This is a genomic window from Peristeroidobacter soli, from assembly GCF_004138485.1.
Classification (GTDB): Bacteria; Pseudomonadota; Gammaproteobacteria; order Steroidobacterales; family Steroidobacteraceae; genus Steroidobacter; species Steroidobacter soli.
Window position 1 is genome coordinate 532,640 of the sequence record NZ_ML142848.1, and the last position, 19,025, is coordinate 551,664.

Sequence of the window (19,025 nt, forward strand, 5' to 3'; positions counted from 1 at the left end):
CACCCTGGGTGCTTATCTGTGTTTTTTCTTACCGGCAGGGGGGGGCGGCGCCCACTCGCGCCCCGCCGCCCATCCCTAGAAGAACCCGTTCACCTGCGCGAAATAGATCTTCCTGTTCTGCAGATCGTTCTGCGGAATGCCGTCGTAGAGGCGTGCGCCGACTCGCAGCTGCAGGAACTGGAACGGCACGTACTCCCACACCAGACTGAACCGGTTCTGCTCGTCCTCGTCCACGTCGGTGTCGGGCTCGAACACCTCGGCGGTGAGTTTGAGATTCTGGCCGCGACTGATCAGCCAGTTGCCCTCGATCAATCCCACCCATTGTTTGCGTTCGGTCGGGCCGAGCGTTTCGTCCTTCAGATAGTCGGCCTCGGCGAGCCAGGCGATCGGGCCGGTGCGAACGCCCGCGAACACGCCCTGCATCTGCCGATTGCCCTCACTCGTGTGGTTGTAATTGAACCCTGCGCCCACTCGCCAGATGCTCTGCACATGCTCGGCCCGTACGCTCGCCTGCTTGCCTTCGTCGGTCTCGGGACCGCTGGCAGTGCCATTGGTGACGGCGAGTTGCGCCGTCCATTGAGCGGACTCATAGCCCACTTGCACCCCTTGATCCGGTGTCGCGAAAGTGATGCCGGTCACCTGGCGAATGAACGCGTCGTCATCCTCGAGCCGCAAGCCATACGGCAGATAGAACTGACCCGCCTGCATGCTCCAGTGCTGATCTTTGGTGGTGTAACGAGCGAACGCCTCCAGGTTGGTGCTGCCTCCCGGCGCCAGCCGCTGATCGATATAAACGGCGAGCCGGTCGGGAATCGCGGTGACCGCCAGGTACGCCCGCATTTCCTGCAGCTCGAACTCGGAGCTCGCCTTGGTGTTCGGCACGTCGGTGTACGTCGCGTTCGCACGCAGATTGCCGCCGAGCGCGACAAACGAGTTCAGCATGCCGGTCCACGCATCCGTCCCCGTGCCCTCGATGCGACGTGCCGGCAGCGCGGTCTGCGCCCAAGCGTTACCGAATGCGTTACGCATGCCACCGCCGGCCGGATTGAAATGACAGCTCGCACACTTCAGCCCTTCGCGAACGGCAAAGTACGGCTCGGCCTGTGCAACGTGAATGCTGGAGATCAGGACGAGTGCGACGAGCGCGCAGATTTTCCGAAACAGCATGCTCGACCTCATCGCGTCATCTCCACGGTAAAACGCAGGACGAAATCCCCGCCGGGCGTGCCGTCGTCATCGCCGTCGATGGGGCGGGCCTGCATATCGGCCATCGCAACCGGATCGCCGCCACTGATACGTAACTCGTAGGAATCCGCCTCGAGCGGCGCGAGACGCGGCGTGATCGCGAGAACGCTGGGCAGATCGGAACGAACCGTCACGTTGACGGGCACCGGGACTTCGTTGCCCGAGTCGAAGTTGCCGTCGCCACCGCTGGCACGCAGCTGAATCAGATTCGATTGCAGCAGCGATGCATCGAGCTCGACGTTCGATGCGATGACGATATCGCGCACAGGCGCCGGCACAGCCTCGTCGCGCGCGGGTGAGATAGCTGTCAGCGTGACCAACTCGAAACGCGACTTCGAACTGCCACCCACGCCGCCACTCGCGCCAGGGCTGTTCGGTGCGCCGTTCGTGATCCACTGCCGGATCACCGCGATCGTCTCCGCCGGCAAGGCCGGCTGATTCAGCGGCATGCGTCCACCACGCGCCGCTGTGCCTTCCAGCTTTTGAATCAGATAACTCGCGTCCGGATTGCCCGGCTGCACTCGCCGCAGCGCCGGCACTTCGACGCTCGGCGCATTCACGAGCAGCGCATAGGACGCGCCTTCATCCAGCCGCAATCCCAACGGCGCGGCCGCGCCGGCATGACATGCAGTACACACTGGCGTGAAAACATTCGCCTGTATGGATTGAAAGGTGGGCTGCAACGTGCCGCCACTACTCTCACCCTCCGGTCGACCGTTTTCATCCAGTCCCTTGCCGTCGCCAGCGCAACCGGCGAGTGCACACGTCATGCACGTCGCCAAGAGCTTCGCCTTTCTCATGCATTCACCCAGGCGTTGTTGTTCGTGGCATGAGTGCCTGCGCGGACCTGTCCGGTTCATGCACGTGCGTTGAACTTTCCGAATGACGCGTAGGTACTCATGAGCACAACCCTCGGCAGCGACGCTCATGGGGAAAACGACATGCAATTACGAAGAGCCGTGCAAATTTCACTCGCCGTGTCCGTGCTCGCAGCCAGTGGCTGCGGTGGAGGTAGCGGCTACGGAGGCGGCTCGGGTGGCATGGCGCAGGCCGCTGCACCGACCGCGACGATTACTGCACCGAGCGGCGCCTCGCTCAATCGAACCGTGCAACTGACAGCCAACGCCACCGCCGGCGCGGGCATCAATCGAGTGGAGTTTCTGGTCGACGGCACCGTCATCGCGACCGATACCACCGCGCCTTACGAGGCGAGCTGGGACACATCAACAGTCGCCGATGGCACGCATTCACTCACTGCACGCACCGTCGACAGTGCAAATGCTTCCGCAACTTCAACCGCCGCCACGGTGACCGTGCTCAACGCGCCCGTGATCGATGTGACTACCACCGCGGCAGAAGTCTTTCCGAGCACGAACTCGGCAGCCACGGGCACCGGACAGATCACATTCAATCTGGTGACAGGGGCAGTGACCGGTGGTGTCACGCTCAGTGGCATCACCGCGACGATGGCGCATATTCACGACGGCATTGCAGGCACGAATGGGCCGGTGATCGTCAACTTCGTCCAGAGCGGCACCGATCCGAATCGCTGGGATGCGCAGACCGGCGCCGTGCTGACGGCCGATCAGGTGACCGCGCTACTCGCCGGTCAGTTGTATGTAAACGTGCACACCGCCGCATTTCCCAACGGCGAGATTCGCGGGCAGCTCCGCCCGCAAGGAATCAAGGTCGCCGTGGCGACACTGGATGACAGCCAGGTCGTGCCGCCCGTGACCAACTCGGCAACTGGCTTCGCCGCGATGACCGTCGACGAAACGGCGAGCACAGCGACGGTGCACGTACAGACGACGGGTGTGGACGATGCAACCGAGGCTCACGTGCACAACGCGCCCGCCGGCCAGAACGCGTCGGCACCGCTGTTCTCGTTGATGAAAGACCCAACGGCGCCCACGCACTGGTTGCTGGAAGGACAGGCCATCACGCAAGCCGATCGAGATGCACTGGCGGCCGACAATCTGTATGTCGATGTGCATACACCGGGCGCGCCGGCTGGCGCATTGCGTGGTCAGCTGTCACTCGACACGACCCCGGTGACGACGGCTGCACCCACACTCACTCAGCTGCAATCCACCCTCTTCACGCCGATCTGTTCGGGATGTCACACCGGCGGCGGCAGCTCGCTGCCCTCCTCGATGAATTTGAGCAGCGCCGCCGCGACGTTTGCTGCGATTGTAGGTGTCGCAAGTACAGAACAACCCTCGGTGATGCGCATCAGCGCCGGCAATCCAGATACGAGCTATCTGGTCCGCAAGATCGAAGGCGCGGCCGGCATCAGCGGCGGTCGCATGCCGCTGGGCGGTGCGCCCCTCGATCCGGCGTTGATCGCGAATGTGCGAGCGTGGATCACAGCGGGTGCTCAAAACAATTGATACGGAGGCCATCGTCAACTTCGGGCAACGACTTTTGACAGTACGCATCGGGCCGTCGAAACGCGTATGCTGCTGGTCCCGGGAATGCTCTCGGACCACGGCCCGACATGAGCACGTTCACTTCGTCCCCCGCTCGACGCGTCGTTCCATGCGTCGCAGGCCTGTTGAGCTTTTTCGTCCCGCTTCGCAGCGCGCAAGCTGAAGTCAAATGGTCCGGGTCGCTGGCTTTGACCAGCGATTACATTCAGCAAGGCGTGTCACAGACACGGGGCGAGCCGGCGCTGCAAGGCGGGCTACGCGCGCAACTCGATGAACGCTGGACGGTCGGGGCCTGGGCTTCCACCATCAATCGTTATCGCGTGCCGAGCGCGAGCACGGAGATCGATGTGTATGCGGCCCGCGCCTGGCGGCTCAGCCCGGACTGGGTCACCTCGCTCACGGCCACGCATTACTTCTATCCGAACGACCTGCCCCGGGTGAACTACGATTACGACGAGGTCACCGCGTCGCTGGGCTATCGATCCACGGTGTTTGCGACAGTGGCCTGGTCACCGAACTACGGCGACGCGAGTTATCAAGGCATTGCGGAAGACAGCACCACGCTGTCGTACGAATTGAGCGCCAACGAGCCCATTTACGGCGGTTGGTCCGGAAATGTCGGCATCGGCTATCGGGATCTGAGCCAGCTGTTCGACGAGTCGTATTGGTACGGCCACGCGGGGTTGATGCTGTCGACCAACCGGTTCACCGTGCATCTGACCTACACCTACGTGGACGGCACGGCGCGCGAACTGTTCGGGCACGACCGGGCGGCCATTACCTGGTTGGGCACGGTGATCTGGAGATTCGGCAACCTGCATTGAACCGCCCCGTCTGCCCAGGGTACCTACCCGCGTGATCACGCGTATCCACAACGAATCGGGTCCGAAGCTGGCGACAGTCGCCAAGCCGGCCGCGCTCAGCAACAACGAAGCCGAGCTGGCGCTGATCCGTCGGGTGAGCCTGCGCGATCGCACCGCCTTGCGCGATCTGTACCTGCTCTATCATCGCCGCCTGTCCCGTTTCCTGATGCGGCTGACGCAACGGCAGGACCTGGCCGAGGAAGTCATCAACGACACCTTACTGGTGGTGTGGAACAGCGCCGACCGTTTTCGCGGCGACTCGCGGGTCTCGACCTGGATCGTCGGCATCGCGTACCGGCGCGCATTGAAAAGCATCCGGCGACGACGCTCGTTCGAGCTGGTCGAGCTGGAAGCCACCGATGCGCTGGTCGGCGTCGACAATCTGCAAGCCTGCGAGACCCAGGAATGGATCGAAGAAGCGCTGCAGGAGCTGCCGCTCGAGCAACGGCTGTGCCTGGAGCTGGCGTATGTGCTCGGCCACTCCTGCGAGGAAATCTCGGTGATCACCAGCTGCCCGGTCAACACCGTCAAGACACGCCTGTACCATGCCCGCCGTAAACTGAGCGTGCTGTTGCCACGACTGGCCGAGGGCAAGTGACCAATCGCATGCACCCCCGTATGCACGCCAACCATGAACATTGCTGGGAGTTGATTCCCTGGGTCGTGAACGGCCGCGCTTCCGACGCCGAGCATCGCGCTGTCCTGACTCATGCCGAAACTTGCGCCGAGTGTCGCGAAGAGCTGGAGCGACATCGTTTGATTCATGGCCAGATGCGCGGCACCGACGATGTAATCGCGGCGCCAAATGCGTCGTGGCAGAAGCTGCTCGCGCAGATCGATACACAACCCGCAACGCCGGTATCCGAATCCCGCAAAGCCCGCCGGCCGTGGCTGATCGCTGCACTCTGGCTGCAGCTGGTGGCCATCGCCGCGCTGGCCGGCGCGTTGTTCACTTCCATCCGGCAGCCGGAATACAAAACCCTATCCACACCGACGCCCGATGTCACAGATTCACGCGCGGCCGTGCGAGTGGTGTTCGCTCCCGATGCGCCCTTGAACAAAGTCAACGAGCTGTTGCGACAGATCGACGCCAACATCATCGCCGGACCGAGCGAAGCTGGCGTCTATACGCTGTCGGCATCGGCCGGCAAGGACGTGCAACGAATCATCGTGACGTTGCGTGCGCATCCGGAAGTTCTGTTTGCCGAGCCGAGTCAGACGGCCGTCGGAACCTACCAATGAAACGCCTGGCTGCCTGGGTCGCGCTGCTCGCCCTCGCCGGCTGCATGCAGGTCGCGCGCGACGGCACCGAAGAAGAACTGATTCGCACCCATCCCGAACGATTCGTCGTCATCACCATACACAACACCGACACGATGCCGTCGGCCCGTGCCGGCTCCTCACCGCGCGACTACGGTGCGGCCATGCCCTACGCGATCGCACCGACGACGCGTGCGATGGCTTCGCAGCTCGCCACGTACTACAAAATGAAACCGGTGCGCGAGTGGCCCATCGCGCAACTGAGCGTTCATTGCATCGTGTATGAGATGAATGCGCGCGAATCGCAGCCCGACCTGCTGCGACGACTGCGCAGCGATGCGCGAGTGGAATCGGCGCAACCGTTGAACTCGTTCGCCGCGCTCAGCAGTGCCGACACCCTGCCCTACAACGATCCGTACGCCGGACTCCAAGGCAGTCTGGTCGCGATGGGTGTCCCCCAGGCGCACACCTGGTCGCGAGGCAAAGGCGTGAATATCGCGGTCATCGACACGGCCGTCGACACCTCACACGCCGACCTCGCCGGCAGCCATATCTCTGTCAGCAATTTCACAGGACAACGCCAGCGCCCGGCCGCACACGGCACGGCGGTGACCGGCATCATCGCGGCGACCGGCGGCAATCATCTGGGCATCGTGGGAATCGCACCGGAAGCGGACGTGCATGCGCTGGCGGCCTGCTGGGCCGATCCGGCCAATCCTGCTCAGGCGGTCTGCGACAGCTTCACGCTCGCCATCGCCCTGGCGAAGGCCATCGAGTTGAAAGCTCACATCGTGAACCTGAGCCTGGGTGGCCCGAGCGATCCATTGCTGCGCCGGCTGGTCGAGCACGGCCTGGCACGCGACATGGTTTTCGTGGCGGCGCTGCCGGGCTCGGGAGCGGCGACCGGCTTTCCGTCGGAAATTCCTGGCGTGCTGGTCGTCGACGCGGTCGGGCACGAACACACGGCCCGGAATGTTTTGCTCGCGCCCGGCACCGACGTGCTCACGCTGGTCCCGCAGAATGGTTATGACTTTGTTTCCGGCAGCTCGATGGCGGCGGCCAATGTCACTGGCGGCATCGCCTTATTACTGTCACATCGGCTGAAGGCCAACGAAGTCCGGGAGGTGCTGGCACAGACCGCGCCAAGCGGGGACAGCATCAATCTCTGTGTGGCCCTCGCCGGCCGTCAGGCCGGCCAGCAGTGCCGGCCCACGATGTCGCACGCCGTTCAGTTAAACCGCTGACCCCCACGCCGGGCTGTTTCTTTTCCGCGCGCAGGAATACTCTATCCCTTGCCTTCACGCAGGGGGGCACCATGGCGCTTTCTGGCCTTCTCGAGTCGAAGAACGCGCAACGCACGGTCGCGGCCGGAGCGTCGGGTGCGCTTCACCTCATGATTTTCATCGTCGCCTTCGTCCTGGGCGGCAAGCAGGACGGCATCGGCTCCAACGACCAGTCGTTCGCACAACTGGTTCTGATCGAAGCGCCGAATGTCGATCGCGCCGAGGGTCTGGAGCTGCGGCCGATCGAACCCATGCAGGCCTCGACCCTGCCGGCCGAGATCGCGGTCACCATGCCCGAGCTGCCACTGCCCGCTTCCGAGGCAGTCAGAAGCAATCCGGCGGATGAGGAACTGACCCCACCCGATGTTCAAACCCAGCCGACGCCACCCGTCGCGCCCGTGGTGGACAAACCGCAAGTGACCTTCCTGGCGTCGATCCAGGAACAGACTTCGCTCCCGCAACGCCTGGCCAAGCTCGCCGAAGAGCTGCAAAACAAGCCCGAAACCCCGCTGCAATGGCAACAGGACGGCAAGCAGTACACAGCCAGGATGGTGTGGGAACGCGCCCGGGACGGGACTGCGCTCGACCGCGTCGTCGCCGAAGTGAGCGCGTCCGATCACGGCAAACTCATGTCGACGCGGATCATGCTCAAACGGCTCGCGTTCTCGCAGTTCACTCAAGTGGTGGATCGCTGGGATCCGCTGGTCCAGCTGCACGATGACGTCATCGTCGGCCGCTTTCACAGCAATTCGCAGTTCAACGTACTGCGCGATGGCAAAGTCGGGCCGAAGTTTCTGGGCAAGGTCACGACCTCGGCGCGCAGTTTCGAAATGTCCGCCCGAGGTCGCAACCGGGAGTCGGATGTTTTCGTGGGCGGCATAGAAACACGCACGAACCGCATCAACCTGCCGCAGTCGCTGCAGCCTTTCGCCTGGGCGCCTTACGATGCAGAAGCGCGCGTTCATCAGCTGACGGACGACACGCGCATCCGCTTCTTCGCCGACGGCAGTTATATGTGGCGCACGCATGATGCGCCCGGCTCGGGCTATATGAACAAGCCTTCGGATCATCCGGTGTACTTCGTCGGCAATGTCGGCTCGACGCTGTACGTGCAAGGCGTGGTGGCGGGCAACATACTGGTCTACTCACCAACCAAGATCGTGATCGAGGACGATCTCATCTACGCCAACGACCCGCGCCGCGATCCGCAATCGCGCGACTATCTCGGCCTGGTCAGCGATCGCTATATCGAAATCGCCTCGCCGGGCACGACCGGCCCCGGCGACCTGACCATTCATGCGGCCATTTTTGCTGGCCGCCGCTTTGTCGTGCGCGACATCGATCATCCCCGTGCGGCAACCTTGAGGATTTTCGGGAGCCTGTCGGCCGGCAGCCTGTCAGCCAGCGAGCCGCGCTACGCAACCGAAATCGAGTACGACCACCGCTTCGAGCAGCGCCGGCCGCCGGGTTTCCCGATGACCACCCGCTATGAAGCCGAGCAATGGAATGGCCGTTGGTCGCAGTCGCCGGAACGAATGGCCGACGACACGCTCTAATTGCAAGGCTAGGATTCGACCGGGTTCAAACAAGCGGCTCGGAGAATCCATGGGCTTCTGGGGGATTGAGGGAGATATGGCCCGGCGTCTGTTTTTGTTCGCACTCGTATCGCTGGCACCGCTCGCGAGTCCGGCCAATGACGTCGATATTCCGTCCGCCCTGCCGCCGCCAGCCGCGGACAATCAGGTCGAGGAAGTCGTCGTTGCCGCCCCCGAGCCGCGCTATGTCGCGCCCACCCTGAGAGATCGCATCGGCCGCGTGTGGGCTCCGGTCTACATCAACGGCAAAGGTCCTTACAAACTGGTGCTCGACACCGGCGCCAACCGGACCGCCGTCATTCCAGCGCTCGCCCGGAAGATCGGTACCGATCCCGGCACGAACGTGTTGAAAGTGCTCGGCGCGACCGGCTCCTCCATCGTGCCCGCCATCAAGGTCAACAGCATCGAAGTCGGCGACCTGTTCCTCGGCGACCGCCAGGTCGCCATCGTCCCCGACGTGTTCGGCGGCGCCGAAGGCGTGCTGGGCGCGGACGGCCTCAGCGACAAGCGCGTCCATATCGATTTCAAGAACGATGAAATCACCATCCTGCGTTCGACCGGCCCGGTCCGCGCCAACGGCTACACCAGAATTCCGGTGAAGCTGCGCTACGGCCACCTGCTGATGTTCGACGTCAAACTCGCCGGCGTCCGCACGCACGCCATGCTCGACACCGGCGCGCAAACCACCATCGGCAACAGCACGCTGCGCAACGCGCTCGCGAAAAGAAAACGTCAGGGCGTGGAGAACACCATCATCGGCGTCACGCTCGACGCCCAGAAAGGCGAAACCGTGCTGGCCCCGTCCGTCGAGTTGGGCGACCTCACGCTCAGAGGCATGCAGGTGACGTTCGGCGATATGTATATCTTCGATGCGTGGAAGATGACGGATCAGCCCGCGTTGCTGATCGGCATGGATATCATCGGGCTGCTGGATACGTTGATCATCGATTACAAGCGGCGGGAGCTGCATTTGCGGGCTCGCGGGTAAGAAAAGAAACGCTGAGGCTGCGACACCCTTCACGAGCCGGAACTCCCTCCGTACGTACTGCTTCCAGACGATCCGCACCGAATAATCCGACCGCACCTCATTGCGGAGCTCGATCATGGCATCTGCGGTCGCGGCGTCAGCCGCCAATTCCAAGCGTGTCACCGTCGACAATTTCAAGCGCGCCGAGACCGACACCTATTTCGGCAAGTTCGTCGCCGACGCCGGTGGCCTGGCCGGATTCCTGCACGCGCGGGAACCGACGCCTCTCGATAAGCAAACTGTCATCCGAATGAATCGAGATACGCTGTATTCACCAGCGGTCGTCGATCTCGACGCGGGCCCCGCCACCGTGACGTTCCCGGATGCCGGCGGGCGCTTCATGTCCATGCAAGTGATCGACGAAGATCACTACACACCGGCGGTTGTCTATGAGCCTGGCGCCCACGTCTTTACGAAAGAGCAGATCGGCACGCGCTACGTGGTGTTTGTGGTCCGCACGTTCGTCGACCCCAACGCTCCCTCGGATCTGAAGCAGGTACATGCCCTGCAGGATCAACTCGAGGTAACCCAACCGAAGCCTGGACGATGGGACGCACCGGACTGGGATCCGGTATCGCTCAAGAAGGTCCGCGAGTCATTACTTGCAGTGACGGCAGCGAGCGGCGGGATCGATTCAGCCCGCATGTTCGGCCCGCGGGAACAGGTCGACCCCGTGCAGCATCTGCTCGGCACGGCCGCCGGTTGGGGCGGCAATCCGCTCAGCGACGCCTTCTACGCAGGCATCGCGCCGCCCGACAACGACGGCAAGACCGTCTACACCCTGACCGTGAGAGAGGTTCCGGTCGACGGCTTCTGGTCGGTCAGCGTGTACAACAAAGATGGATTCTTCGAAAAGAACGATCTCGACGTCTACTCGCTCAACAATTTGACCGCGAAGCCCGATGCCGATGGCTCAGTCACCATTCAGTTCGGCGGCTGTGACGGCAAGGCTCCGAACTGTATGCCGATCTCACCGGGATGGTCGTACGTCGTGCGCATGTATCGCCCCCGCGCCGAGATTCTCAACGGCACCTGGACGTTCCCGCAGGCACGGCCCTTGAAGAGATAACAAGCAACGCCGGTCTCGATCACGCCGGGGCGGGCGCCGGCACGGCCAGGGCCGGGGGCCGCCCCGGCGCCTGCAAACTTCACGCTAGCTGCGAGCCCTGCCTCGCCACGCTGCCTCGATGGTGGCGATATCGATCTTTCGCATTTCCATCATCGCGTCGAACGCGCGCTTCGCGGCCGCCCGATCCGGATCGGTGGTCGCTTGTATCAGCACACGCGGAGTGATCTGCCAGTTCAGGCCCCACTTATCCTTGCACCACCCGCAGGCACTCTCGGCACCGCCGTTACCGACGATGGCATTCCAATAGCGGTCGGTCTCCGCCTGGTCCTCGGTGAGGATCTGAAACGAAAACGCTTCGGAATGCTTGAAGATGGGCCCGCCGTTCAGCCCGACGCAAGGGACGCCCACCACCGTGAACTCGACGGTCAGCACTTGACCTTCCTTGCCACCGGGAAAATCGCCGGGCGCTCGATGGACCGCGGTCACCTTGCTGTCCGGAAACGTCCGGGCGTAGAAGTTGGCGGCTTCCTCCGCCGCGTTGTCGTACCAGACACAGATTACATTTTTAGCCATCGTGGGTCTCCTTCGTGGGCCCGTTGAGCAAGCTTGTCGACCCAAGGACGAACCAGCCATCCGGAATCCGACAACCCGGAGCCATTTTGCACCGGAGGGCCGCGAAGCGGCGTCTACGACGGAGTGTCCGGGACAGATTCCCGGAGCAGTTCTGCCGGCTGAGGACGTCGTTTCGAGACTGGCCGTGCCGACCTCAGCTCCTCACGAAACACTGCCACGGTGCCACCCACGCTGATCACCAGCAGGATCAACCCGGCGAAGAAGATATGATATTTGTACGGCTCGCCGATGGCCGCGCCGAGAGGAGTACACCACGCTCCGGTGGAAGCACAAGAGCAGAGCAGGAAGGCGACCGGGATCTCCTGGGCCGCGACCACGACAGCAACCAGCTGGAACAGGTGCCTCTTGGCAAACCGGCCACGCCGTCTGATCAGGATGATCAGCCCCAACAGACCGAACACGATCGAAGTACACGCAATTTGCAGATCCGGCAACGTCACATCGTGTGCCTCTGATTGATCGCCTGGCGCCCGAGCACCCATCCTGCCCACATGGCAACCGCAGACAGCAATACCGCGCTGATCAGGCGCAGCGACTCCGGTTGCATGCTCCGTAACGGAAAGAGTCCGCCATAGACATTCAAAGCGGACCACATCAGATCGAGTGCGCCGAGACTGACCGATAGCGGCACGACCAGCCCGATCAGTCGATCCACACGACCAGGCACGCTGTTATTCTTCGAGCCAGCCAGGCGCTCGAGCTGGGACTTTGTATCGGAGAAATTTATAACGTTGACCGGGAGCGAATCCTCGGCATGGCGTGCCAGCAACTTCGCTCTTCTGACATAGCCGTGATAGCGATAGATATCGAGCAGAGCCTCGACATGGAGTTGGCTGGCCTTGAGCCACGCGAGATACTCCCTTCGCTCCGTGTGAGTCAGGTCGTTCGCCACCAGCCGGACGAACCATGCCGCCGCGTCTCGCTCGGCAAGTTCGATGGACTCCTCGGATTTCAACACAGACGACGGGGCCTGAATTTCGATGTAGATATTAGCAGGACCGGCGCTCGCGACGACCTTAGCCCCACGTTTCCAGCCCGCGCCACCGTGCCGGCGGCGATGGATTCGAGGTATGCCTAAGCCTTGCGGTAACTCACCAGCGCTGGTTCAATCAAGCCCTGCACCAGTCCGCCAGTGCGCGCAAACGTCGACCAGAGCGCTCTGACTTTCCTGGCGCTGGCGTGCACGTCGGCCCAGGTCAGGCCAGCGATCAGATCGGCGTCGCGCCAGGTCGACTCGTCACCGAACAGCAGCGGCAGATCGATGGCATGCGTCGCGCCCAGCCGGTTCGTCTTCGATCCCCAATGAATCTTGTAGGTATAAGCGTGGCCACCGGCCCGCGCATGACGATTCGCAAAACGATCGGCCGCGACGGCGTAGACCTTGCGCGTAATGGTTCTGACAACGACGCGACGAACCGTATCGCCGACCAGCGGCAGAGCTGCGAGCTTACGCAACGGCTCCATGATGGGTATGAAGAACGCCCCCTCCTCGGCCGCCGAACCAATCAATACATCGAAGCGACGCGCGCACCGCGACCACGCCGAGTCCACTTCTTCCTCGGGTGGCAAAGGATGATGTCCATACTGCGTACCGAACGGCATCGCGGCGGGCCAACCAAAACCTTGCGACGCTGAAACGACCGAAGCCTGCGCGACGATCACCTCTTCCGTCGGCGCATCGTGTGTAACGTGGGCCGCGATCTTCATCATCGCTTCGGTCATTTTGCGACGGCCCAAGCTGATGCCGAGCGGTGCGCTTTGAATGATGGCGCGGCGGAATAAATCCTGCGCACCCTCCGCGATCATCAAGTGAGCAATCGCGTCCCCGCCCGCGGACTGGCCGAACAGCGTGATGTTCTCCGTATCGCCACCGAACGCCGCGATGTTTGCCTTCACCCAACGCAATGCCTCGATGATGTCGAGCAGACCCAGATTCGCTGCTCGCCCGCCAGCGCCGCCGAGGAATCCCAGCAATCCCAAACGATAGGTCACCGAAACAACGACGACGCCCTGCTCTTCTACCAACGCGCGTGCGTCGTAGATCGCCGCGTCGCCGGCCCCGAACACGTAGGACCCGCCATGAATCCACACCATCACAGGTCGCTTCTCGCCCGATGCAATGTCATCCGGTGCGGTGACCGACAACCGTAAACAATCCTCGGTGAACGCCAACGTTCGCACCGACGAGTTCATGAGCCCCATCCCGAAGGGGTGATCCGCCTGAGCACACGCCGGCGACCACTCGGTAGCATCAATGTCGGCCGCAGACGCCGGCTCCGGCACCGGCGGCTGGAAACGCAGGGCGCGCGCGTAACGAATGCCCGTGGCGCGAATCACTCGCCCATCGTGCCAACCGATGATGCGGCCCGCGGGTGCGTCGAAGGAAGAAATCATCGGCGAACTATAGCCGATGTCTTGCGTCCGCTAGATGGCCAGGCCCCGCAGCTTGTCATGGACGTAAGTCTTGGCTCGCTGACACGCCAGCTCCATCGGCATGCCCGATGCCATCAAGGCCGCGATGGCCGAACTGAGCGCACAGCCCGTACCACGCATCGTGACATCGAGGCGCTTGGCTCGGAACAGGAGGGGCGGCCCGGTTCGCGTCGCCAGTACGTCCACCGAGTCACCGTCAGTCCCGTGTCCGCCCTTCAGAAGCACACCAACCGAGCCGAAGCGAAGCAGCTTCTCCGCCTGCGTCGCCTGCTCGCCTTCGTCCTTGGCGATCGGCTCGTCGAGCAGTACGCCAGCTTCGATCAGGTTTGGAGTGACCAGTGTGGACCGACGCAGGAGTTGATCTCGCAGCAACCGCTCTCCTTCCGGATCGAGCAACGTCGCGCCGGACGATGAGCAGAGCACCGGATCGAGGATGATCGGTATATCACTGCTGTCGAGCAGCTCATCGAGCACCGCCCGCACGTTGGCGCCGGTGCCGAGCATGCCAATCTTGATGGCACGAACGTCGTTTGCACGGAGCGCCGCTCGCAGCTGTTGCCTCACCAACCCGGGCGCGAGGGCATACGATGTCACAACCTCGCTATTTGTCTGCGCCGTAACAGCGGTGACGACACACGATGCGCGAGCGCCGAGTTCGGTAATGACTTGGACGTCTCTGACCAAGCCGGCGCCGCCACTCGAATCGGTGCCGGCGATGACGAGGACAGGTGCCGCAGCGGCGCTGAAATTATCGGACACGGATGCAGCCATATGACACGCGCTATCCGACCGGCGGTGGAGCCGCCGTCATCGACCTCGCCGCCTCGTCGATCCACTCGCGCGCTCTGAGCTCTGGCGTCGCGTGCCGAAGCACGTCGGACACTACGGCAGCGCTGTCGGCACCGGCTGCAAACACGTCCGGCAGCCGCTCCACACTGAGCCCACCAATAGCGACCAACGGAATCGGCGCCACTCTCTGTTTCCATTCTGAAATTCGCGCCAGCCCCTGCGGCGCCCACGGCATCACCTTCAACGTGGTCGGATAGATCGGCCCGAGCGCAACGTAGTCAGGCCCAAACGTCAGCGCCCGCTCCAATTCCTCATGACTATGGGTGCTGATACCAATTCGCACGCCAGCCCGCTGCAACGCCGGCACATCGGCCTCATCCAGATCCGACTGCCCGAGGTGCACGAAATCGCAGCCTTCATCGAGCGCGATCCTCCAATAGTCGTTGACGATCAAACACGCGCCGGCCTGCGCACATAACCCCTTGGCCGTCACCACTTGCTCACGAATTTCCGCGTCCGGTCGATCCTTGATGCGCAACTGGACCAGTTTCACGCCCACCGGCAGCAACCTGCGCAGCCACGCCACATCGTCGACGATCAAATAAAACGGATCGAGCTTCATACCAGATGCGCCAGGCCGAGCTCGGGCGTCGATGGAATCGCAACGTCACTCGGCAGCATGGGCTGCGCAACGAACGCTGCGCGCCCCGCTTTGACGGCATCCGCAAACGCCCGCGCCATCCCGACAGGATCGCCCGCACGCGCCACCGCCGTATTGATCAACACGCCATCCATGCCCAACTCCAACGCTCGCGCCGCGTGCGACGGCACGCCGATGCCTGCATCCACGATCAACGGCACTTCAGGAAATCGAGCGCGCATCGCTCGCAGGCCGACCACATTATTCAAGCCCTGCCCCGAGCCGATCGGCGCGCCCCACGGCATCAACACCCGACAGCCCGCATCCAGCAGCCTATCGGCAACGACCAGATCCTCGGTTGTATAGGGAAAGACCTGGAATCCGTCTTCACACAGAATCTTCGCCGCCTCCACCAACCCGAACACATCGGGCTGCAAAGTCGTGCGATCGCCGATCACTTCGAGCTTGATCCAGCGGGTGTCGAACACTTCGCGCGCCATGTGCGCCGTCGTGACCGCCTCTTTCACCGAATGACACCCGGCCGTGTTCGGCAGCACGCGCACCCCCAGCGATCGAATGATCGAAAAGAACCCCTGCCCCGAACGTTCGCCACTCGACTCGCGTCGCAGAGACACAGTCACAACGTCGGTGCCCGACGACTTGACCGCCTCCATCAACACGGCCGGCGACGGATATCTCGACGTCCCGAGCAGCAGTCTGGACGTGAGCGTCGTGTCGTAAACGAGCACGTCATCCTCCTTGCATCGGAGCCACGACTTCGATGCGATCGCCTTCGTTGAGGGCGATCTCCAGACGTTGTTTTTTCGGAACGAACTGCCCGTTCACAGCAGTCGCGATGGGGCCGTCGCAATAGCCCAGCTCCCGGAGCGCCTGTTCCAGGCGGCTCTCCGCGATCTCCCGCTCGACACCGTTAAGCGTGATTTTCATACGCTACCTGAGGACAGATTTCACCGCTCAACACGGCATCCGCCGCCATCCGTGCGAACGCTGGCGCGAGCAGAAATCCGTGCCGAAAGAAACCATTGATATAAATTCGATCCCGGCGCCAGGTGATGCGTGGCATGTTATCCGGGAACGCGGGCCGCACCTGCGAGCCCATCTCGAGAATCTCCGCCTCTGCGAACGCCGGATGTAACGAACACGCCGCGCTCAGCAACTCCAGCACCGAGCGCGCAGTGACCCGACTCAGCTCGTCGCTCTCGATCATGGTGGCACCCACCATGAACACGCCGTTCGGACGCGGCACGATATAGACCGGAACGCGGGGGGCGAGCAATCGCACCGGGCGATTGAGCGTGATCTCTCTCGAGCGCAACACCAGCATTTCCCCTTTGACCCCGCGAAGCTCCCGTAGCGCTTCCCTCGCAGCCAATCCGGTGCAGTCGACAACGAAATGATTGCCATCGGATCGGGCAGCGCTCGCCGCGCCGAAGTGAATTCGCCCGCCCAACGAGATGAATCTATCGGCCAGAGAGCGCAGCGCCTCGCGCGGATCGATGTGTGCCTCGTCCTTGAAGAACAACCCTTTCGGAAAGCGATTCGCGAGCGCCGGTTCAAGCTCGCCGATGCCGCCCGCATCCAACCATTCATATCGCCCCGTTCGCCGACTGAGCGAAACCAGTTCCGAGATGTGGCGGCCATGCGCAAGGACCAGACTCCCTCGCTGTACCAGCGCCGGCACGCGCTTCCTCCACCATGCGACACTCTGCTCACCGAACGTCGCGACCAGATCAGCGGAGTGATCACACTCGCACCAAGGCGCAAGCATGCCGCCGGCGTACCACGAGCAGTTGTGCGGTCCGAAGCTGGCCGCTTGCTCGAACACTTCCGTGGGAACGCCACGTTCGGCGAACTCGACGGCGCAAGTCATGCCCGCCACGCCGGCACCGACGATCGACACGCGCACGTTACTCAGCCCAGCTCCGGGCGAACGTAGATCTCGCCCTGCTCGCGAAACTTCACCGCCATCTCGCTCATGCCGGACTCACGCGCCGCCGCTTGAACCTCGTGCGAGATTCGCATGGAGCAGAACTTCGGGCCGCACATCGAACAGAAGTGCGCGAGCTTGTGCGCCTCGCGCGGCATAGTCTCGTCGTGGAAGGCGCAGGCCGTATCGGGATCGAGCGACAGGTTGAATTGATCTTCCCAGCGGAAGTCGAAGCGCGCGCGTGAAATCGCATCGTCGCGATCTCGCGCGCCCGGATGCCCTTTGGCCAGGTCCGCCGCATGCGCCGCGATCTTGTACGTAATGACGCCGGTCTTCACGTCATCTCGATTGGGCAATCCCAAATGTTCCTTCGGCGTCACGTAACACAGCATCGCCGTACCGAACCAGCCGATCATGGCCGCGCCGATGGCTGACGTGATGTGATCGTAGCCCGGCGCGATATCGGTGGTCAGTGGCCCGAGCGTGTAGAACGGCGCTTCGGCGCAGTGCTTCAGCTGCTCGTCCATGTTCTCCTTGATCTTATGCATCGGCACGTGGCCCGGCCCCTCGATCATCACCTGGCAGTCGTGCTTCCAGGCAATTCTCGTCAGCTCGCCGAGCGTTCTGAGCTCTGCAAACTGCGCGGCATCGTTCGCATCCGCGATCGAGCCAGGACGCAAGCCGTCGCCGAGCGAGAAGCTCACATCGTAGGCGCGGCAGATCTCGCAGATTTCTTCGAAGTGCTCGTACAGGAAGCTTTCACGGTGATGAGCCAGACACCACTTCGCCATGATCGAGCCGCCGCGCGACACGATGCCCGTGACTCGGTTCGCCGTGAGTGGGATGTAGGCGAGCCGCACTCCCGCGTGAATCGTGAAGTAATCGACGCCCTGCTCCGCCTGCTCGATCAGCGTGTCGCGGAAAATCTCCCACGTGAGCGCTTCAGCGACGCCGTCCACTTTTTCCAGCGCTTGATAGAGGGGCACGGTGCCGATGGGCACCGGCGAATTGCGCAGAATCCATTCACGGATGTTGTGAATGTTCTTGCCCGTGGACAGATCCATGACAGTGTCCGCGCCCCAGCGGATCGCCCACACCATCTTGTCGACCTCTTCCGACATGCTCGAGGTCACCGCGGAATTGCCGATATTGGCATTGATCTTCACCAGGAAGTTGCGACCGATGATCATCGGCTCGGACTCGGGATGATTGATGTTCGCGGGGATGATCGCGCGACCCGCCGCGATCTCGGCGCGCACGAACTCGGGTGTCACATACTCGGGCAAATTGGCGCCCCAGGAATTCCCCTCCCCACCGTTCGCCTTGAGTTTCGCGCGACCGACATTCTCTCGAATCGCCACGTATTCCATCTCTGGCGTGATGATTCCGGCGCGCGCATAGGCGAGCTGAGTGACGGCCGCGTTCGATTTCGCGCGTAACGGCTGTTGCTTGACCGGAAACCCGGTCAGCTCTGATGTTGTTGATCGCTGCGTTTCCTGCCGCTCCACATCGTGACGAGCCAGAATCCACGGCTCGCGAATGCGTGTCAGCCCCCGCTCGATCTGAATGTTTGCGCGCGGATCGGTGTACGGACCGGAGGAATCGTAGACCACTACATCGGGCTCATTGGCCGACGGATGCAACTGGATCGCTCGCATCGGCACTTGAATGTGCGGATGTAAGACGCCGGATTCATAGACTTTTCGGGAGGAAGGCAGCGCGGCCGTGCTCACGGGGACCGATTTGGCGTTCATCTGATTCTCCAGTGGGAGATCCAGCGCCATCGTGAGTAGCACGCGCACGTGCGACGT

General features: G+C 62.7%; 20 protein-coding genes. 8 read left to right on the plus strand and 12 right to left on the minus strand.

The window, feature by feature from the left end; translation table 11 throughout:
- Window positions 1–75: 75 nt before the first annotated feature.
- Together EKO19_RS02045 and EKO19_RS02050 are read right to left on the minus strand one after the other, a co-directional pair.
- Window positions 76–1,167: a porin family protein gene (locus EKO19_RS02045; protein WP_129774740.1), complete on the minus strand. Its 1,092-nt coding sequence runs from the start codon at window positions 1,165–1,167 to the stop codon at window positions 76–78.
- Window positions 1,168–1,175: 8 nt separating this feature from the next.
- A complete protein-coding gene (locus tag EKO19_RS02050) occupies window positions 1,176–2,015 on the minus strand; it encodes a hypothetical protein (RefSeq protein WP_129774741.1) in 840 nt (279 codons plus the stop codon).
- Window positions 2,016–2,186: 171 nt separating this feature from the next.
- Between EKO19_RS02050 and EKO19_RS02055 the strand changes: the two genes are divergently transcribed.
- The 8 genes from EKO19_RS02055 to EKO19_RS02090 all read left to right on the plus strand — a co-directional run bounded on the left by EKO19_RS02055 (window position 2,187) and on the right by EKO19_RS02090 (window position 10,771).
- Complete coding sequence (locus tag EKO19_RS02055; RefSeq protein ID WP_175596929.1) at window positions 2,187–3,635, plus strand: CHRD domain-containing protein; 1,449 nt, start codon at window positions 2,187–2,189, stop codon at window positions 3,633–3,635.
- A gap of 107 nt (window positions 3,636–3,742) precedes the next feature.
- Complete coding sequence (locus EKO19_RS02060) at window positions 3,743–4,498, plus strand: TorF family putative porin (protein ID WP_129774743.1); 756 nt, start codon at window positions 3,743–3,745, stop codon at window positions 4,496–4,498.
- 31 nt (window positions 4,499–4,529) lie between these two features.
- Complete coding sequence (locus tag EKO19_RS02065) at window positions 4,530–5,135, plus strand: RNA polymerase sigma factor (RefSeq protein ID WP_217705081.1); 606 nt, start codon at window positions 4,530–4,532, stop codon at window positions 5,133–5,135.
- A 20-nt stretch (window positions 5,136–5,155) separates the two neighbouring features.
- Window positions 5,156–5,779 carry a zf-HC2 domain-containing protein gene (locus EKO19_RS02070; protein ID WP_129774744.1) on the plus strand — a complete coding sequence of 208 codons (624 nt, stop codon included), beginning with the start codon at window positions 5,156–5,158 and terminating at the stop codon, window positions 5,777–5,779.
- Window positions 5,776–7,041, plus strand: coding sequence for a S8 family peptidase (locus EKO19_RS02075; protein ID WP_129774745.1), 1,266 nt, complete (start codon window positions 5,776–5,778; stop codon window positions 7,039–7,041). Before EKO19_RS02070 ends, EKO19_RS02075 begins: the two co-directional genes overlap by 4 nt.
- A gap of 71 nt (window positions 7,042–7,112) precedes the next feature.
- Window positions 7,113–8,636, plus strand: coding sequence for a hypothetical protein (locus EKO19_RS02080; protein WP_129774746.1), 1,524 nt, complete (start codon window positions 7,113–7,115; stop codon window positions 8,634–8,636).
- Between the two features lie 76 nt (window positions 8,637–8,712).
- The gene (locus tag EKO19_RS02085; protein WP_175596930.1) at window positions 8,713–9,663 is read left to right on the plus strand and encodes a retroviral-like aspartic protease family protein; all 951 of its coding nucleotides are present in this window, start codon (window positions 8,713–8,715) and stop codon (window positions 9,661–9,663) included.
- A gap of 115 nt (window positions 9,664–9,778) precedes the next feature.
- Window positions 9,779–10,771, plus strand: coding sequence for a DUF1254 domain-containing protein (locus EKO19_RS02090; protein WP_129774748.1), 993 nt, complete (start codon window positions 9,779–9,781; stop codon window positions 10,769–10,771).
- Between the two features lie 84 nt (window positions 10,772–10,855).
- On the opposite strand, the gene EKO19_RS02095 is transcribed toward EKO19_RS02090, so the two are convergent.
- The 10 genes from EKO19_RS02095 to thiC all read right to left on the minus strand — a co-directional run bounded on the left by EKO19_RS02095 (window position 10,856) and on the right by thiC (window position 18,968).
- On the minus strand, window positions 10,856–11,344 hold the full coding sequence (locus EKO19_RS02095; protein WP_129774749.1) for a VOC family protein: 489 nt from the start codon (window positions 11,342–11,344) through the stop codon (window positions 10,856–10,858).
- A 113-nt stretch (window positions 11,345–11,457) separates the two neighbouring features.
- The gene (locus tag EKO19_RS02100) at window positions 11,458–11,838 is read right to left on the minus strand and encodes a hypothetical protein (RefSeq protein ID WP_129774750.1); all 381 of its coding nucleotides are present in this window, start codon (window positions 11,836–11,838) and stop codon (window positions 11,458–11,460) included.
- A gap of 2 nt (window positions 11,839–11,840) precedes the next feature.
- Window positions 11,841–12,362 (minus strand): FecR/PupR family sigma factor regulator, encoded by a 522-nt coding sequence (locus EKO19_RS02105; RefSeq protein WP_157995077.1) that lies wholly within the window; start codon window positions 12,360–12,362, stop codon window positions 11,841–11,843.
- A gap of 116 nt (window positions 12,363–12,478) precedes the next feature.
- On the minus strand, window positions 12,479–13,798 hold the full coding sequence (locus EKO19_RS02110; protein ID WP_217705082.1) for a carboxylesterase family protein: 1,320 nt from the start codon (window positions 13,796–13,798) through the stop codon (window positions 12,479–12,481).
- 30 nt (window positions 13,799–13,828) lie between these two features.
- Entirely contained in the window at window positions 13,829–14,608 is a 780-nt protein-coding gene (locus EKO19_RS02115) for a hydroxymethylpyrimidine/phosphomethylpyrimidine kinase (protein WP_129774752.1), read from the minus strand.
- Window positions 14,609–14,618: 10 nt separating this feature from the next.
- Window positions 14,619–15,248: a thiamine phosphate synthase gene (locus EKO19_RS02120; RefSeq protein WP_129774753.1), complete on the minus strand. Its 630-nt coding sequence runs from the start codon at window positions 15,246–15,248 to the stop codon at window positions 14,619–14,621.
- Complete coding sequence (locus EKO19_RS02125; protein ID WP_129774754.1) at window positions 15,245–16,015, minus strand: thiazole synthase; 771 nt, start codon at window positions 16,013–16,015, stop codon at window positions 15,245–15,247. Before EKO19_RS02125 ends, EKO19_RS02120 begins: the two co-directional genes overlap by 4 nt.
- A 1-nt stretch (window position 16,016) precedes the next feature.
- Entirely contained in the window at window positions 16,017–16,214 is a 198-nt protein-coding gene (gene thiS / locus EKO19_RS02130; RefSeq protein ID WP_129774755.1) for a sulfur carrier protein ThiS, read from the minus strand.
- Window positions 16,198–17,193 (minus strand): glycine oxidase ThiO, encoded by a 996-nt coding sequence (gene thiO / locus EKO19_RS02135; protein ID WP_129774756.1) that lies wholly within the window; start codon window positions 17,191–17,193, stop codon window positions 16,198–16,200. The genes thiS and thiO overlap by 17 nt, the downstream gene beginning before the upstream one ends.
- Before the next feature lie 5 nt (window positions 17,194–17,198).
- On the minus strand, window positions 17,199–18,968 hold the full coding sequence (gene thiC, locus EKO19_RS02140) for a phosphomethylpyrimidine synthase ThiC (protein WP_129774757.1): 1,770 nt from the start codon (window positions 18,966–18,968) through the stop codon (window positions 17,199–17,201).
- Between the last annotated feature and the right edge of the window lie 57 nt (window positions 18,969–19,025).

Excerpts from the sequence above, each read along its gene's own strand:
- EKO19_RS02045 (WP_129774740.1), bottom strand. The coding sequence starts at position 1,167 with ATGCTGTTTCGGAAAATCTGCGCGCTCGTCGCACTCGTCCTGATCTCC.
- EKO19_RS02050 (WP_129774741.1), bottom strand. The coding sequence starts at position 2,015 with ATGACGTGTGCACTCGCCGGTTGCGCTGGCGACGGCAAGGGACTGGAT.
- EKO19_RS02055 (WP_175596929.1), top strand. The coding sequence starts at position 2,187 with ATGCAATTACGAAGAGCCGTGCAAATTTCACTCGCCGTGTCCGTGCTC.
- EKO19_RS02060 (WP_129774743.1), top strand. The coding sequence starts at position 3,743 with ATGAGCACGTTCACTTCGTCCCCCGCTCGACGCGTCGTTCCATGCGTC.
- EKO19_RS02070 (WP_129774744.1), top strand. The coding sequence starts at position 5,156 with ATGCACGCCAACCATGAACATTGCTGGGAGTTGATTCCCTGGGTCGTG.
- EKO19_RS02075 (WP_129774745.1), top strand. The coding sequence starts at position 5,776 with ATGAAACGCCTGGCTGCCTGGGTCGCGCTGCTCGCCCTCGCCGGCTGC.
- EKO19_RS02080 (WP_129774746.1), top strand. The coding sequence starts at position 7,113 with ATGGCGCTTTCTGGCCTTCTCGAGTCGAAGAACGCGCAACGCACGGTC.
- EKO19_RS02085 (WP_175596930.1), top strand. The coding sequence starts at position 8,713 with ATGGCCCGGCGTCTGTTTTTGTTCGCACTCGTATCGCTGGCACCGCTC.
- EKO19_RS02090 (WP_129774748.1), top strand. The coding sequence starts at position 9,779 with ATGGCATCTGCGGTCGCGGCGTCAGCCGCCAATTCCAAGCGTGTCACC.
- EKO19_RS02095 (WP_129774749.1), bottom strand. The coding sequence starts at position 11,344 with ATGGCTAAAAATGTAATCTGTGTCTGGTACGACAACGCGGCGGAGGAA.
- EKO19_RS02110 (WP_217705082.1), bottom strand. The coding sequence starts at position 13,798 with ATGATTTCTTCCTTCGACGCACCCGCGGGCCGCATCATCGGTTGGCAC.
- EKO19_RS02115 (WP_129774752.1), bottom strand. The coding sequence starts at position 14,608 with ATGGCTGCATCCGTGTCCGATAATTTCAGCGCCGCTGCGGCACCTGTC.
- EKO19_RS02120 (WP_129774753.1), bottom strand. The coding sequence starts at position 15,248 with ATGAAGCTCGATCCGTTTTATTTGATCGTCGACGATGTGGCGTGGCTG.
- thiS (WP_129774755.1), bottom strand. The coding sequence starts at position 16,214 with ATGAAAATCACGCTTAACGGTGTCGAGCGGGAGATCGCGGAGAGCCGC.
- thiC (WP_129774757.1), bottom strand. The coding sequence starts at position 18,968 with ATGAACGCCAAATCGGTCCCCGTGAGCACGGCCGCGCTGCCTTCCTCC.